A 14,615-nucleotide genomic window follows, 5' to 3' on the forward strand; every position below is an offset into this window, starting at 1 on the left:
CGTACGGGCCGGTCCCGTTACGGCAGGCCCGGTTCCAGGGACGCTCTGGTTTCTGCGCGGGGGTCCTCCCCCGGGCAGACGGCCCGGCGGAGAAGGGGGAGCGGGTGACCGGTCCCGGTGTCAGTCCAGGGGGGAGGGGTCGTACTGTTCGCCGGTGACCGGGTTGGTGGCCAGCCCGGTCGAGACGTCGTAGTCCACGTCCATCCCCAGCTCCGGATCGTGGTAAAGGCCGGTCTCGGGGTTGCGCGGAAGACCCACCTCGGGGTCGATCTCCCAGCCGGTCACCGGGTCGACGCTCGGTGTCGGTGTCGGCTCCGGTTCCTCGGCGGGCTCCGGGGAGGGCCCGGCGGCGGGCTCGGAGTCCTCCTCCGGCTCCTGCCCGGGCGTCTCCTCCGTGACGACGATGTCGCTGCGGCTCTGCTGGGACTCCGCGCCGCCCTGGGGGTCGAGCGCGCCCCAGCTCACCAGCGCCAGGATGACGATGCCCAGACCCACGCGGTAGTAGACGAAGGGCATGAAGCTGTGCGTGGAGATGAACCGCATCAGCCAGGCGATCACCACGAAGCCGATCACGCCCGCGATGACCGTGCCCACCATGGTGGCGCCCCAGCCGGCGTACTCGTCGCCGCCGATGTCGGCGAGCTTGTACACGCCCGAGCCGAAGACCGCGGGCAGGGCGAGCAGGAAGGCGTACTCGGCGGCGTCCTTGCGGTTGAAGCCCAGCAGCATACCGCCCGTGATGGTGCCGCCCGAGCGGGAGACGCCGGGGATCAGCGCGAGCGCCTGGAACAGGCCGAAGCCCAGGCCCCGGGGGACGTTGAGCTCCTCCAGGTCGCGGTGCTTGCGCGCGTACCGGTCCGCGAGGCCCAGGAACACACCGAAGATGATGAGGTTCAGGGCGACCAGGCGCAGGTCACGGAAGACGCTCTCGATCTGGTCCTCGAGGAGCAGGCCGAGCACCACGATGGGGATCGAGCCCAGGATGACGTACCAGCCCATGCGGGCGTTGATGTCGCCGCGCAGATCGCGGTTGGCCAGGGACCTGGTCCATGTGGACAGGATCGCCCAGATGCGCTGCCGGAAGTAGATCACCACGGCGAGTTCGGTGCCGATCTGGCTGACGGCCGTGAAGGCAGCACCGGGATCGGGCCAGCCGAAGAAGGCGGACACCACGCGCAGGTGCCCGCTGGAGGAGATCGGGAGGAATTCGGTCAGACCCTGGACCAGGCCAAGGACGACCGCTTCGAGCAGGGACACGGAAAGGGCCCTCAGTTCGTTCTGACTGCGGATACACGCGCCGAGACCGCTCCGGGGGCGTCGCGGTCCGTGCGCTCAGGCATCGTATCCCGATATCAGGGACCAGTAATCCTCGGTGGAGCGCACCCCGGGCACGGCTCGAGGCGCCACGGCCGCCATCGGCGGCCGCACGGCGCAGGCCCGGAACAGAAACGGCGGAAACTATTCGGACCAGTGCAGATACCCCAGGAGCAGGCCGGTGAGGAGGAGCACCAGGCCGAGACCGCCGAACATCGCGCGCACCCAGTGGCTCAGCCAGGGGCCGGAGACGATGCGGGCCCGTTCGGGCAGTTCGGGGTCGTAGGAGACGGTGACGATCTCACCGGCCCGGGAGGCCATCCAGCCGGTGTTCTCGTGTTCGGCGTGCACCTCTTCGCCGTCCTCGGTCTGGAACTGCACGATCATCCGGGAGGCCATCGAGGTCTCGTGGTAGCCGATCACCCTGCCCTTGGCGCGTACGCCGTTGCGGACCAGGCGTACTTCCATGCGGGTGTCACGGGTGACGATCCACAGCAGGACCACGCCGGCGGTCAGGGGGAGCAGCGGGTACAGGTCGACCATGGCGGGCCCTCTCTCCGGGTTCTTCGTGCGGGGGTCACTGCGGGGAGGCAGGGGACCCGATGAGTCCGTCGGCCATGTGCGCCAGGGTGGTGTGGATCTCCTCGACGGGTCGTTCCGGCTGGAGGGTACGCCAGTCCAGGGCCACTGTCACCACCATGCCGAACAGGGCGGACCCGGCCAGGGAGGTGTCCAGGTCCGGTCGGGTCAGTCCGCGTTCGACCATGGCGTCCAGCTGGCCGGTGATCACCCCGATCGCTTCGGTGCGGATCTGGCGGACGGTCGCGTACCAGGACTGGTTGGTGCGCCAGGCTTCGGCCATCAGCAGCCGGGCCAGCGCCTCGTGGGCGCTGATGAAGACGACGCCGGACCGCAGCACCTCGGCCAGGGCCTCGCGGGGTCCGACGTCCTGGCCGGCGGCGGGCACGGCCTCCCTCAGGGTGTCGGCCAGCCGGGTCACGCCCCATTCCATCAGGGCCGCGTACAGCTCGTTCTTGCCGCCGAAGTTGTAGTAGACGGTGCCCTTGGCGACCCCGGCCCGCTCGGCGATCTCGTCAACTGTGGTGGCTCCGTAACCCTGCTCGGAGATCAGCGTGACGGCCGCCTCGAACAGTTTGCGTCGTGTGGCCTCGCGGCGGCCGCTGACTGGTTTCGCCGGTTCGGGGGTGCTCGCGTTCATCTCCACCATTCTGCACTGGTCGGGCGGGGCGCGCGCGGTGTACGGGTTCCGGTCCCCGGTGTCGGTGGCCCGGCCTGTTCCGCGCCGTGCCGTCGAGCACCGTGCGCCCGGCGTCCGCGCTGCCCCGCCCGGGCATCAGATCTTCAGCGCCGGGTAGAGCGTGGACATCGTCCACACCCGTTTGCGGGCCACGGTCAGCCAGGTGAGCAGCAGGGGTACCACCAGCCAGAGCGACATCACCCCGACGGCCTGCCAGACCAGGTCCGTGTCGCCTCCGCCGATCAGGTGGCGTACGGCGGTCACCGCCCAGTGCAGGGGCAGGTACGGGCCGATGGCCTGGAAGAACGCCGGGCTCGTCTCGATCGGGTAGGTGCCGCCCGCCGACGTGAGCTGGAGTACCAGCAGCGCCAGCGCGACCACCCTGCCCGCAGCGTTGAACTTCACGTTCAGGTACTGCACGGTCGCGGTGAAGGCGGCCGAGGTCAGCAGCAGGAACCCGATGAGCGCCGGCCAGTTCCGGGTGTCCAGCCCCAACCCCAGGTGCAGGACGGCCATCATGACCGCCACCTGGGCCCAGCCGAGCAGCAGGGGGACGACCCGTCCGGCCAGGGCGACCCGCCAGGAGGCGGAGGAGGAGGCCAGCGCCCTGCTGGACAGCGCGGGCAGCACCATGAACACCACCATGGCGCCGACCCACAGCGACAGGGGCACGAAGAACGGTGCGAATCCGGTCCCGTAGTTGGGCACCTCGTTGTCCACCTCGCTGTCCAACCGGACCGGCTCGCTCATCATGTCGACGGCGCTGACACGGCCCTCGTCGGAGTAGGTGGGGATCTCCTCGGTCCCCTCGGCCAGGCCCTCGGCGAGCTCGTCGGAGCCCGAGGCCAGGCTGCCCAGCCCTTCGTGGAATTCGCCCGCACCGTCGCTGATCGTGCCCAGGCCGGTTTCGAGCTCCCCCGACCCCTCGGCGGCGTCGGCGAGCCCGTCGCGGAGCTCACCGGAGCCCTCGGCCAGGTCCGCCAGTCCTTCGGCGAGTTCGTCGGCCTGTTCCCGTTCCGCCTCGGCGTCCTCGACCATGTCGGGCAGGTCCTCGGACAGCGAGGCGGCCTTCTCACTCAGGTCGGCGGCCTCGGCGGCGGTGTCGTTGATCTCCTGACGGTTGTCGTTGACGAACCCGGCCACCGACAGCGCGGTGTCCATGGACTCCTGGAGGTCGGTCAGCAGGGTGTACAGCTCGGGCTGTTCCTGTTCCAGTTCCGGGTGTTCCGCCAGGTAGTCGTCGAGGCGTCCGTCGACCTCGCTCAGCGCGGTGACGTCGATTTCGTCGGGCAGTTCCGCCAGGGCTTCGGAGACCGCGGCGGAGACCGTCGCGGCCGTGGCGGCGCGCTCCTGGATATCGGGGATGTCCTCCTCCAGTTGGGGCAGCCACTCGTCGGCCACGTCGTCGAGTCTGTCGACCTTCTCGGACACCCCCTCGGAGGCGGTGGCGGCGCCGTCGGCGATCGTCTTGGACCCCTCGTGGAGCTCGTTGATCCCGCTGTTCAGCGAGCTGGCGCCCTCGTACGCGCCGTCGACGCCCTCGGCGAGGTCCCCCGACTTGTCCTCGGCGTCGTCGGCGCCGTCGGCGATCTGGTCGGCTCCCTCCGAGGCCTCCTCCGTCTTGCCGTGGATCTCGTTGAAGCCCAGGAAGATCTGGTCCAGGTAGTCGCTGGTGGCGGAGCCCGCCGCCGCCGCGCGGATCTCCTTGAAGGCGCTTCCGGCGAGCTGGCGCACGATGTAGCTGTTGGAGTCGTTGTAGTTGGCGACCAGCAGTGCGGGGACCGGGTCCTCACGGTCGCGGGAGGGCGAGGTGATGGCTTCGCTGAAGTGGCCCGGGATGGTCAGCGTCACGTAGTACGTACCGTCGCTGAGCCCCGCGGCGGCGGTCCGGGCGTCCACGTCGTGCCAGTCGAGGTCGCCGCGGTCCAGGAGGGTCTCGGTGAGCTCGTCGCCGGCGTTGACCTCGTCGCCGTCGACCTCGGCCCCGTCGTCCTCGTTCACGAGGGCGACCGGCAGGTGCTCCATCCGGTCGAAGGGGTCCCAGAACGACCAGAGGTACATCCCGGAGTAGAGCAGGGGGATGAGCATGAGGGCCGCGAGTGCCGCGGTGGGCAGCGGCGACCGAAGGAAGGACCGCATGGTGAGCAGGCCGAGCCTGGGGACGGCCATGAGGCGGTAGGCGGGCGCCTCGGGTTTCCTACGCCTGTTCACCGCGCTCACCTCCCCGTGTTCCGGCCTCGTCAGTCCCGGTCCCGTCCGCGGTGGTCTCCTCCGTGCCGGTCTCGCCCTGCCGGATCCGGAGGGGGCCCTGGGTGTCGGCGTCGGACACGGCATCGAGTTGTCGGGCGTCGGCGCAGGTGGCGATCACGGTCAGTCCCTCGTCGGTGAGGTCCTTCAGGGACCGCCACATGTCGGCCTGGTGCTCGGGGCCGAGGCCGCCGTCAACGTTGTCCACCACGAGCAGGCGCGGTTCGCTGACCAGTGCGAGGGCCACGCCGAGGCGCCGCCGATCCAGCATCGGAAGCTCCTTGACCAGGGTCTGGCGGTCGAGTTCGGCCAGCCCCGCCGCGGCCATGGCCTGGTCGGCCACGGTGCGCGCGGCGGGCCGTGCCCGCAGTAGGCGGGCTTCGGAGAGGTGCTCCCGTACCCGCAGGCGGTCGTCGAGTGCGTTGACGTCGTCCATCAGTCCGAGTGAGCTGATCCGCCGTACCTTCCGTGCCTGCTCGGGCAGGGTGTAGCCGTCCACGTGCAGGGTGCCCCCGGTGGGTTTCATCCGGCCGGAGAGGGTGAGCAGCAGCGCGCTGCGCCCGCCCCCGGAGTCGGCCTGGAGAACGGTGAGCGTTCCCGGCCGGGCGGTGAAGTCGACCCCCGTGTAGACGGGGCCCTCCCGGGTGGTGAGTGTGACGCCTTCGGCGTGCACGCGAGCTCCGGTGGCCCGACGCATCCTTGCGGCCTCCCATTTTTGAACTGACCGGTCAGTACAAATTCACGGCTCCACGGTACTGCTCCGGGGCGGTGGCCCCGGGCGTTCGGGTGTGTGTGCTCCGGCACAGCGCGGAGTCCCAGGGGGAGTCCCAGGGGTGGGCGGGGCTTGTTGCTGGCATTCCGTAATTACGTAATAATTGATGAAGAAGAGGTGGCGACCGAAGGGTGTGGGTGGCTGTGGACAGCGGCGGACCGGGAATGCGCAGGACCGCGAAGGTGCTGCGGAACCTCTTCGCGTGGGGGCTGGCTGCGGTCCTGGCCCTCATCGTCACCGACGCCTTCGTGTCGGTCCCGACCTGGTGGTTCCTTCTTCCGCCGGTGGTGGTCTGCGTGTGGCTGGCGTCCCTGGCGGCCGGATACGCGGCCCGGCCCGGACGCGAACCCGGAGCCGTGGAGGTCGCCCCGCCGGTACACGGCCGCTGGTCGGCCCTGAACAGCCCCGCGGACCGGGTGCCCAGCCACGGCACACGCGAACTCGGCCAGGCGTACGCGATCGATGTCGTCGCCGAGCCCGCGGACGGGGAACGTCCCGGCGCCGGCTGGTGGCCGCCCATGCGGCCCAACAGCGACTTCCCCGCCTTCGGTCAGCCCCTGTACGCCGTCGCCGACGCGACGGTCGTGGCCGTCTCGGACAGCCAGCGCGACCACCTCAGCCGAAACTCCTATCCGGCCCTGGTCTACCTGGTGTTCGAGGGGATCATCCGCATGTTCGGCGGTGCCCGCAGGATCGTCGGCAACCACGTGATCCTGGACCTGGGCGAAGGCGTCCACGCCGTGTACGCCCACCTCAGGAGGGGTTCGGCGGAGGTAGCCGCGGGGGACCGGGTCACCACCGGGCAGCGGATCGGACTGTGCGGGAACTCCGGCAACTCCAGCGAGCCCCACCTGCACTTCCACCTCATGGACCACCCCGACCTCAGCCTCGCCCACGGGATCCCGTTCACCTGGACGGGTGTGGGCGTGCCCGCCGACCACGAGGTCTTCGACGCGCCCGGACCGGCCCCCCACTGACCTTCGGCCGCCCCCGCCCCGGCCGTCCTAGACTGCGGCTGGACACCGCACCGGAGATCGCGCGGAACGGGTAACGGGGGAGAACGTGGACGACATCGCGGAACGGGCGGCCAAAGCCCTGGACAACGCGGAGAACTGGCCGGACGACCCGAAGGAGGCCGTGGCCCGGCAGCGCCTGCTGGCCGACCGGGTGCGCACCGAACCCCTCGACCCGGACTCGGTGCGCTACGTCGCCGGGCTGGACGTCAGCTACGGGGTCGGGGACAGGGAACTCGCCGCGGCAGCCGTGGTCCTGGACGCACGCACCCTGGAGGTGGTCGACACCTCCCTGATCGCCGACACCCCGTCCTTCCCCTACATCTCCGGCCTGTTCGGCTTCCGGGAACTGCCCCCGGTCCTCAGGGCCATCGAAGGGCTCTCGGTGTCCCCCGACGTCTTCGTCAGCGACGGCTTCGGGCTGGCGCACCCCCGCCGGTTCGGGGTCGCCAGCCACCTCGGCGTCCTCATCGACGCACCGGTGATCGGCTCCGCCAAGTCCGTGCTCTACGGGAGGAACTCCATGCCCGGGGAGGAGCGCGGCTCGTGGAAGCCCATGGTCGCGGGCCGCTCAGAACTCGTCGAGGACACCGAGCCACTCGCCGCCCAGGGGGCCGAGGTCATCGGCCGGGTCCTGCGCACCCGGGCCAGGACCAGACCTGTCTACGTCTCGGTGGGCCACCGCGTGGACCTGGCGGGCTCCGCCGACCTCATCCTGCGGCTGTCGCCCAAGTACCGGATCCCCGAACCCATCCGGCACGCGGACCGGCTCTGCGGCCAGTACCGCAAGGAACACGCCGCCGACGGGTAGCGGCCCCGGGAACGGAGCGGGGAGGGGACCGAAGGCCCCTCCCCGTCACCCTCTCCGCGTCCGGACTACCAGCCGTTCTCCACCGGACGGCCCTCGTTGTACCCGGCGGCGCTCTGCACACCGACCACGGCGCGCTCGTGGAACTCCGCCAGCGACGTGGCGCCCGCGTACGTCATGGAGCTGCGCACACCGGCGATGATCTGGTCGATCAGGTCCTCGACGCCGGGACGCTCCGCGTCCAGGTACATCCGGCCGGTGGAGATGCCCTCCTCGAACAGCGCCTTGCGGGCCCGCTCGAACGGGGAGTCCTCGGAGGTGCGCAGCCGCACCGCGCGGGCCGAGGCCATCCCGAAGCTCTCCTTGTACTGGCGGCCCTGGGCGTCACGCATGACGTCGCCGGGCGACTCGTAGGTGCCCGCGAACCACGAACCCACCATCACGTTGGACGCACCCGCGGCCAGGGCCAGGGCGACGTCACGCGGGTGCCGCACGCCGCCGTCCGCCCACACGTGCCCGCCCAGCTCACGGGCGGCGGCCGCGCACTCCAGAACGGCGGAGAACTGCGGACGGCCCACCGCGGTCATCATCCGGGTGGTGCACATCGCTCCCGGCCCCACGCCGACCTTGACGATGTCGGCCCCGGCCTCGATGAGGTCGCGCGTGCCCTGGGCGGTCACGATGTTGCCCGCGACAATCGGCACGTCCGGCGAGAGCGCGCGGACCCTCTCGACCGCCGAGATCATCTTCTCCTGGTGGCCGTGCGCGGTGTCGATCACCAGGGTGTCCACCCCGGCGGCCAACAGCTCGGAGGCCTTGCCCACCACGTCGCCGTTGATGCCCACGGCGGCGGCCACGCGCAGCCGGTTCCGGGAGTCCACGGCCGGCTTGTACAGCGTTGAGCGCAGAGCGCCGGTACGGGTCAGCACACCCACCAGGGCGCCCTCGCCGTCGACGACCGGGGCGAGCCGGTGCCGGAAGTCGTGCAGTGTTCCGAAGGCCTCCTGCGGCTCGGTGCCTTCGGGGATGGTCAGCAGCTCGGTGGACATCACGTCGTGCAACTGCGAGAAGCGGTCCACTCCCGCGCAGTCGGCCTCGGTGACCACGCCGACCGGGCGCCGGTCCCCGTCCACGACGATCACCGCGTTGTGCGCACGCTTGGGCAGCAGGTTGAGCGCCTCACCGACGGTGCTGGCCGGGTTGAGGGTGATGGCGGTGTCGTAGACCAGGTCGCGCTGCTTGGTCCAGGCGACGACGTCGGCGACGACGTCGATCGGGATGTCCTGCGGGATGACCGCGATGCCGCCGCGGCGGGCGATCGTCTCGGCCATCCGGCGCCCCGCGACCGCGGTCATGTTCGCTACGACCAGCGGCACGGTGGTGCCGGTGCCGTCCGGAGACGACAGGTCGACGCTGAGCCGGGAGCCGACGGCGCTGCGGCCCGGGACCATGAACACGTCGCTGTAGGTCAGGTCCTGGCTGGGGACCTGGTCGTTGAGAAAACGCAATGGCTCTACCTCGGTCGAGACCGAAGGGGGTGGACCACTCCGCCGCGTAAGGCACGGGCGGCACCCTGTTGATCCCCCTCTTACCAGTCAAGTATGCCGTCACCGATTAGGTTGGAGGTACCTCCGTCTGGCATGATGACTCGATTCCCGCCCCGACCCGGCCTTCGCCCCTGCCGTGAAACGGTGACCGTCAACCGTGCGCCGTCGGCGTTCGGGGGCGCCGGCCCTCCAGGAGAACCCCGCATGTCGCGTTTCACTCTCGCGCAAGTCAAGGAAGAGACCTACAAGGCCAAGGACGCCTGGTGGACGGTCTTCCTGGTCGACCCGTTGGCGGGTCGGCTGGTGGTCTGGACGGCGAACCGGACCAGCATCACACCGAACCAGCTCACCCTGGGCGCCGGTGTGCTGGGGCTGCTGTCCGCGATCTGTTTCGCGGCGCCGGTCTGGGCGGGGGCGACCGGTTGGGCGTGGCTGTTGGCCGGGGCGCTGCTGTTCCACCTGAGCTTCGTCCTGGACTGCATGGACGGCAAGATCGCCCGGCTCAAGGGCACCGGTTCGGTCTTCGGCAGCTGGGTCGACTTCGTCTTCGACCGCATCCGCTTCTTCGGTTGTGTGATGGCCCTCCTGGTCGGCCAGTGGCTGGTCACGGACAACTCCGCCTATCTGCTCGTCGCTCCCGTGGTGGTCTTCTTCGACCTGCTGCGCTACCTCAACGGGGCCCAGGTCGCCAAGACCCGCAAGAGCATGAAGCAGACCCTCGCCGCGGCCTCGGGTGAGACCGAGCAACTGCGTGCCGAGGCGCCCGGCGACGCCGACCCCGAGGACGAGGAGATGGCGGACGCCCCGGCGGGTGCGGACGCCCCCGCGCCCAGGGGCCTCTACCCGCGGGTACGGAACTTCCTCCTCCGGCACCGGGTGCGCCCGCACCTGTTCAGCGGCATCGAGTTCGAGATGTTCCTGTGCGTGCTGGCGCCCGCGACCGTGCTGGTCTCCTTCTTCACCCCGCTGAACAGCCTTGTCATCCCGGTGGCGGTCTTCTCCGTTCTCGCGCTGGCCTTCTTCGAGGTGGTGCTGGTGCTGCGCCTGTGGAAGGAGACCCGCCGCTTCGAGGTGCGCCGTCGCGAACTGGCCGCGGCGGCCCCGGCCGCGGCGGGCGGCGAAAGCTGAGCTGACCGGGGCGCCGGGGCCCGGCGCCCCGCCGGGGGCGACGGACCCTGACACGCCGGCCCGGTCCACGGTCCCGACAGGGGGCGGTCCGCGTCGCGCGGACCGCCCCCTTCGCGTTTCCGGGCCCCGCGCCACCAGGTTCTCTGTGCCCGTGTGGTGCTCCCGGGGCCCGACCGGCCTCGGCCCCTAGACGGAACTCTTCTCCCGCTCAGCCGCCGCCCGCCTGCTGGCGCCGGTTCCCTTCCCGGCGAGACCCTTCCCGTCCTGGCGCAGGAACCAGGTCGCCTGCGGCTCGACCGCCCACCGCATGCCCGCGCGCACCCACGGGGTACAGAGCAGCAGGATCAGCGCCAGGGCCAACGACACGGTGACGGACAGGCCCACCGGGCCGGACACCACGTCGTACCAGGGGGTGTTCTTCAACAGGAGGAGGAACACCGAGTGGCCCAGGTATATGAACAGGGTGTAGGAGCCCAGCGACGTGTACCAGGTCCGCCGCTTCGGCGTGAGCGCCAGCATCGCGATGGTCATGACCAGGGCCAGGCCCATGAAGGCCAGCCGGATGCCGATGCTCGGCAGCAGCGGGTCGATGTCACGGTCGGTGAGGCTGGCCCGCCAGAACAGCCAGTCCCGGCTCAGGCGGTCCGAGATCGGTACCGCCAGGAGCGCGGTCACGCCCATTACCAGCACCGAGCAGAGGCGGACCCACAACCGGTCCAGGCAGGCGAAGTGTTCGCGGCGCAGGCTCAGCCCCAGCACGAAGAAGGGGAGGAAGCTGACGACGCGTCCCATCGAGAGGATTTCCCCCAGGGAGGAGGTGGCCCCGAACACGGAGACGGCCACCGCGATCGCCACCGGCCAGCGGAGCCGCTGCCACACCGGCACGCTCAGGCGCCAGAGGAACAGGGCGACCAGGAACCAAAGGGTCCAGGTCGGTTGGAGTACCGACAGGGTGTCCGGCAGGCCGCCGCGCTGGACCGTGTAGATGCTCTGGTGCGCGGTCCAGAAGAGGAGATAGGGCACGCCCAGCGACAGGACCAGCTTCTCCACCCGGTTCGACGAAGCGTCGAAGGACCGGGACAGGTAGCCGCTGATCAGGATGAACGCGGGCATGTGGAAGAAGTAGATCCAGTAGTAGAGGGCACCGGCGGGCCCGTAGCCGGTGAGCGGTTGGATCGCGTGACCGACGACGACCAGCGCGATGAGGATGAACTTGGCGTTGTCCAGACGGGCGTCGCGACCCGGCGGCTGTGCTGTCGCCTCGGTCCGGCCTTCGGAGGTCCGGGCGGTCGCGCCGGGCCCGTCATCCCGAGGACGGGGCGCCTGACTGGTTGCGGATGAGGCCACTGGGGTCTCCGAGGTCGCGGATTTCTGGGGCTTGGACGTCGGTCCGGCGGCCCCCACGTGCGGGGGCGGGGCCGTTTGACCGGGGCGGGGCCGACAGGCCGAGGATCCGGTGCCGCGTGGCGCGCGAGGGGGCGCCGAGCGTCTCACTTCGGCAAACACGGTTCCGTTACATTACTGAGACATGCTGTGGTATGCCAGTGGTTCGCGCAAATCAGGTGAAAGTCCACGAGGTGCGCTCGGATCCGGGAAGCGGTTCGTGCGCGGGATCGCGGGTCACCGAAGGGGACAGATGATGGCTTACCGTGTTCAGACCATAACCCACGGGTCCCACTGCGGGGCACCCCCGCACGAACACGGCGGTGTGAACCGTCTGCGGTCGCGCCGATAGGCTGCCCCAGGCGGCTGCCCCCTTTCAGCCCTTTCAGTGCCCGCCAGTCGAGAACGAAGAAGGCGGTGGAAACCGTGCCGCACGCGGTGGATCCCAACCGTGCAGCCCAGCACGGGAGCGTGGTCATGCGACTCCTCGACGAGCTCTTCCCGCTCGTCGAGGGGGTCTACGTCGACCTGCACAAGAACCCGGAGCTCTCCCACTCCGAACAGCGCACCGCCAGCGTTGTCGCGGAATGGTTGAACCGAACCGGCTACGAGGTCCACAAGGGCGTCGGAGGCACCGGCGTGGTCGGTATCCTCCGCAACGGCCCCGGTCCCACGGTGATGCTCCGCGCGGACATGGACGCCCTCCCCCTGGAGGAGAAGACCGGGCTGCCCTACGCCAGCACGGCGCGCGCCCTGGACGCCGACGGCGCCGAAGTCCCCGTCATGCACGCCTGCGGCCACGACGCGCACACCGCGTGCCTGGTCGGGGTCGCCGACCTGCTCTCGGAGACACGCGAGGAGTGGGCGGGAACCGTCATGGTGGTGGCCCAGCCGGGCGAGGAAACCCTCGACGGCGCCCAGCGGATGATCGACGACGGCCTGTTCGACCGCTTCGGCCGTCCCGACGTCGTCCTCGGTCAGCACCTGGGCCCGCAGCCCGCCGGACTCATCTCCCACCGGGCCGGGATCATCCTCGGCTCCTCCAGCTCCTACCGGGTGCGGATCTTCGGCGAGGGCGGCCACGCCTCCCAGCCGCACACCACCGTCGACCCGGTGCTCATCGCCGCGAACATCGTCACCCGGCTGCAGGGCGTCGTCTCGCGCGAGATCAGCCCGAGCGAGATGGCCGTGCTCACGGTCGGCAGGATCCAGGCGGGCACCAAGGCCAACATCATCCCGGACGAGGCGTACCTGGAGATCAACACCAGGGCCCTCAACGACAACGTCGCGGCCCAACTGGAACAGGCCATCGAACGCGTCGTGCGTGCCGAGGCCGCGGCCTCCGGCGCCGGCCGCGAACCGCAGGTCGAGCGCTTCCAGGGCAGCGGGGTCACCCACAACGACCCCGCCAGCACCGCCGACGTGGCCGCGGCCCACCACGCGTACTTCGGCGACGAGTACGTCATCCACCTGCCGGACCCGTCCCCGTCGACCGAAGACTTCTGCCGCTACGGTCTGCCCGACGACCCGCAGCCCATCCCCTACGTGTTCTGGTTCGTCGGCGCCACCCCGCACGACGTCTGGGAGTCGGCGCCCGGCGACACGCCCTACGAGAAGATGGGCAACGTCCCGAGCAACCACTCGCCGTTCTTCTCACCCGACCGCGAGCCCACACTGCGGGCGGGGCTCGCCGCGCTGACCGTCGCCGCCCTCTCCTACCTGGGCAGCGACAACCCACAGCCCTCCGCCCTGGACCAGGCCTCCGCCGCCCCGACGGGCTCCGCCTTCCCCGGCCCGGCACCCGCCGGGACCGCGGACCCGCGCGGTCACACCGACCCGGGTGCGAGCTTCGACGGTTTCGACGGTTCCGACCGCCCGCTGGACACACCGCCGCAGACGGAGGCTCCCGCACCGTTCGACCCGCTCTCGGACCCCCTGACCGGTCCGCGCCCCTCGGAGCCGGGATTCTCGGACAGGGCCAACGACGCCTACGACAGCGCGTTCCTGGCTTCCTCCTGGCCGGAGGACCCCGCCAAGTCCACCCACGACACCGACATGGACTCGGTGATGGGGGCACAGGACCAGGAAATTCGCGACGAGTGGCGCAGTGAGAAGGCCGAGGAGTCGACCCTGTCCGCGGACATGGCCTCGATCCTGGACGAGGACGAGACGCCCGGGCCGCCCGCGGGACCCTCCTACGGTGGGCCTCCGCCCACGGGCAGCGCGCACAACGCCCCGCCGCCCCCCGGCCCCGACGACGACCTGCCCGACTCCCAGTACCGGCTCTGACCGAACGTGGGGGTCGTCCCGTGCCAATGGGGTGACCCCCACGTGCGCCGCACCCTGCGGCACCGCCGGGAGAACACCCTTCTGGTCGGTTGTGTCGCCGTCACGGTGCTGGCGGTCGTGGGCGCCGTCAGCCGGGCCCTGTCCGGCGACCCCAACGAGCCGCTGCTGCTCCTCAGCATCCCCGCGCTGGTCTACTTCGTGCGCGGCCAGCTCTACGCCCGCCAACGGGTCAACGGGGTGCGCATCACCGAAGCCCAGTTCCCGGAGGCGCACCGGATGGTCGCCGAAGCCGCCGCGCACTTCGGGATGAGGCGGGCCCCGGAGGCCTACATCGTCCTGGGCAACGGCGTCATCAACGCCTTCGCCTCCGGGCACGGTTTCCGCCGGTACGTGGCCATCCACAGCGACCTGTTCGAGGTGGGCGGCCGACTGGGCGACCCCGACGCCCTACGGTTCGTCATCGGCCACGAGGTCGGCCACATCGCCGCGGGACACACCTCGTTCTGGCGGCAGTTCGGCATATCCATCGCCCAGGTGATCCCGGGGGTGGGCAGCACACTGGGACGCGCCCAGGAGTACACCGCCGACAACCACGCCTACGACTTCTGCCCCGAGGGCGTGCAGGGGATGCGCGTACTGGCCGCGGGCAAGTACCTCTACCCGGCCGTGGACTTCGACGACATCGCCGCGCGCGCCCACACCGACACCGGTTTCTTCGTGCTGCTGGTCAACCTCCTGTCCAGCCACCCCGTCAACACCTTCCGGTTCGCGGCCCTGGCCGACCGCACCCGACCGGGGCGGGTCCTGTGAGGGGCGGGGAGCGCTGTCCGCTGCTTCCGGAACCGCTATATCCGCG

At 70.5% G+C, this 14,615-nt stretch carries 12 protein-coding genes; 5 read left to right on the forward strand and 7 right to left on the reverse strand.

Annotation, left to right across the window (positions count from 1 at the left end; translation table 11 throughout):
- Positions 1-120: 120 nt before the first annotated feature.
- The 5 genes from IE195_RS21475 to IE195_RS21495 form a co-directional block, all read right to left on the reverse strand.
- Positions 121-1,257 (reverse strand): undecaprenyl-diphosphate phosphatase, encoded by a 1,137-nt coding sequence (locus IE195_RS21475; protein WP_191274398.1) that lies wholly within the window; start codon positions 1,255-1,257, stop codon positions 121-123.
- Between the two features lie 201 nt (positions 1,258-1,458).
- On the reverse strand, positions 1,459-1,857 hold the full coding sequence (locus tag IE195_RS21480) for a DUF3592 domain-containing protein (protein ID WP_191274400.1): 399 nt from the start codon (positions 1,855-1,857) through the stop codon (positions 1,459-1,461).
- 34 nt (positions 1,858-1,891) lie between these two features.
- On the reverse strand, positions 1,892-2,542 hold the full coding sequence (locus tag IE195_RS21485) for a TetR/AcrR family transcriptional regulator (protein WP_373295673.1): 651 nt from the start codon (positions 2,540-2,542) through the stop codon (positions 1,892-1,894).
- Between the two features lie 126 nt (positions 2,543-2,668).
- Entirely contained in the window at positions 2,669-4,741 is a 2,073-nt protein-coding gene (locus IE195_RS21490; protein ID WP_191274709.1) for a YhgE/Pip domain-containing protein, read from the reverse strand.
- 28 nt (positions 4,742-4,769) lie between these two features.
- Positions 4,770-5,516 carry an ATP-binding cassette domain-containing protein gene (locus tag IE195_RS21495; protein ID WP_191274410.1) on the reverse strand — a complete coding sequence of 249 codons (747 nt, stop codon included), beginning with the start codon at positions 5,514-5,516 and terminating at the stop codon, positions 4,770-4,772.
- Between the two features lie 212 nt (positions 5,517-5,728).
- Here IE195_RS21495 and IE195_RS21500 point away from each other — a divergent pair, with 212 nt between their 5' ends.
- Together IE195_RS21500 and IE195_RS21505 are read left to right on the forward strand one after the other, a co-directional pair.
- A complete protein-coding gene (locus IE195_RS21500; RefSeq protein ID WP_229826368.1) occupies positions 5,729-6,568 on the forward strand; it encodes a M23 family metallopeptidase in 840 nt (279 codons plus the stop codon).
- Between the two features lie 85 nt (positions 6,569-6,653).
- The gene (locus tag IE195_RS21505) at positions 6,654-7,415 is read left to right on the forward strand and encodes an endonuclease V (protein ID WP_191274412.1); all 762 of its coding nucleotides are present in this window, start codon (positions 6,654-6,656) and stop codon (positions 7,413-7,415) included.
- Positions 7,416-7,480: 65 nt separating this feature from the next.
- Here IE195_RS21505 and IE195_RS21510 read toward each other — a convergent pair whose 3' ends face one another.
- Complete coding sequence (locus tag IE195_RS21510; protein WP_191274414.1) at positions 7,481-8,920, reverse strand: GuaB1 family IMP dehydrogenase-related protein; 1,440 nt, start codon at positions 8,918-8,920, stop codon at positions 7,481-7,483.
- A gap of 243 nt (positions 8,921-9,163) precedes the next feature.
- On the opposite strand from IE195_RS21510, the gene IE195_RS21515 reads away from it, so the two are divergent.
- Positions 9,164-10,087: a CDP-alcohol phosphatidyltransferase family protein gene (locus tag IE195_RS21515; protein ID WP_191274416.1), complete on the forward strand. Its 924-nt coding sequence runs from the start codon at positions 9,164-9,166 to the stop codon at positions 10,085-10,087.
- Between the two features lie 186 nt (positions 10,088-10,273).
- Here the strand turns inward: IE195_RS21515 and IE195_RS21520 are convergent, their stop codons facing one another.
- Positions 10,274-11,434, reverse strand: coding sequence for an acyltransferase family protein (locus IE195_RS21520; RefSeq protein WP_191274418.1), 1,161 nt, complete (start codon positions 11,432-11,434; stop codon positions 10,274-10,276).
- Between the two features lie 453 nt (positions 11,435-11,887).
- On the opposite strand from IE195_RS21520, the gene IE195_RS21525 reads away from it, so the two are divergent.
- Both IE195_RS21525 and IE195_RS21530 read left to right on the forward strand, forming a co-directional pair.
- Positions 11,888-13,759: an amidohydrolase gene (locus IE195_RS21525; RefSeq protein WP_191274421.1), complete on the forward strand. Its 1,872-nt coding sequence runs from the start codon at positions 11,888-11,890 to the stop codon at positions 13,757-13,759.
- A gap of 42 nt (positions 13,760-13,801) precedes the next feature.
- Positions 13,802-14,569, forward strand: coding sequence for a M48 family metallopeptidase (locus tag IE195_RS21530; RefSeq protein WP_191274423.1), 768 nt, complete (start codon positions 13,802-13,804; stop codon positions 14,567-14,569).
- Positions 14,570-14,615 lie beyond the last annotated feature (46 nt).

It is taken from the genome of Nocardiopsis terrae, assembly GCF_014651695.1.
Classification (GTDB): Bacteria; Actinomycetota; Actinomycetes; order Streptosporangiales; family Streptosporangiaceae; genus Nocardiopsis; species Nocardiopsis terrae.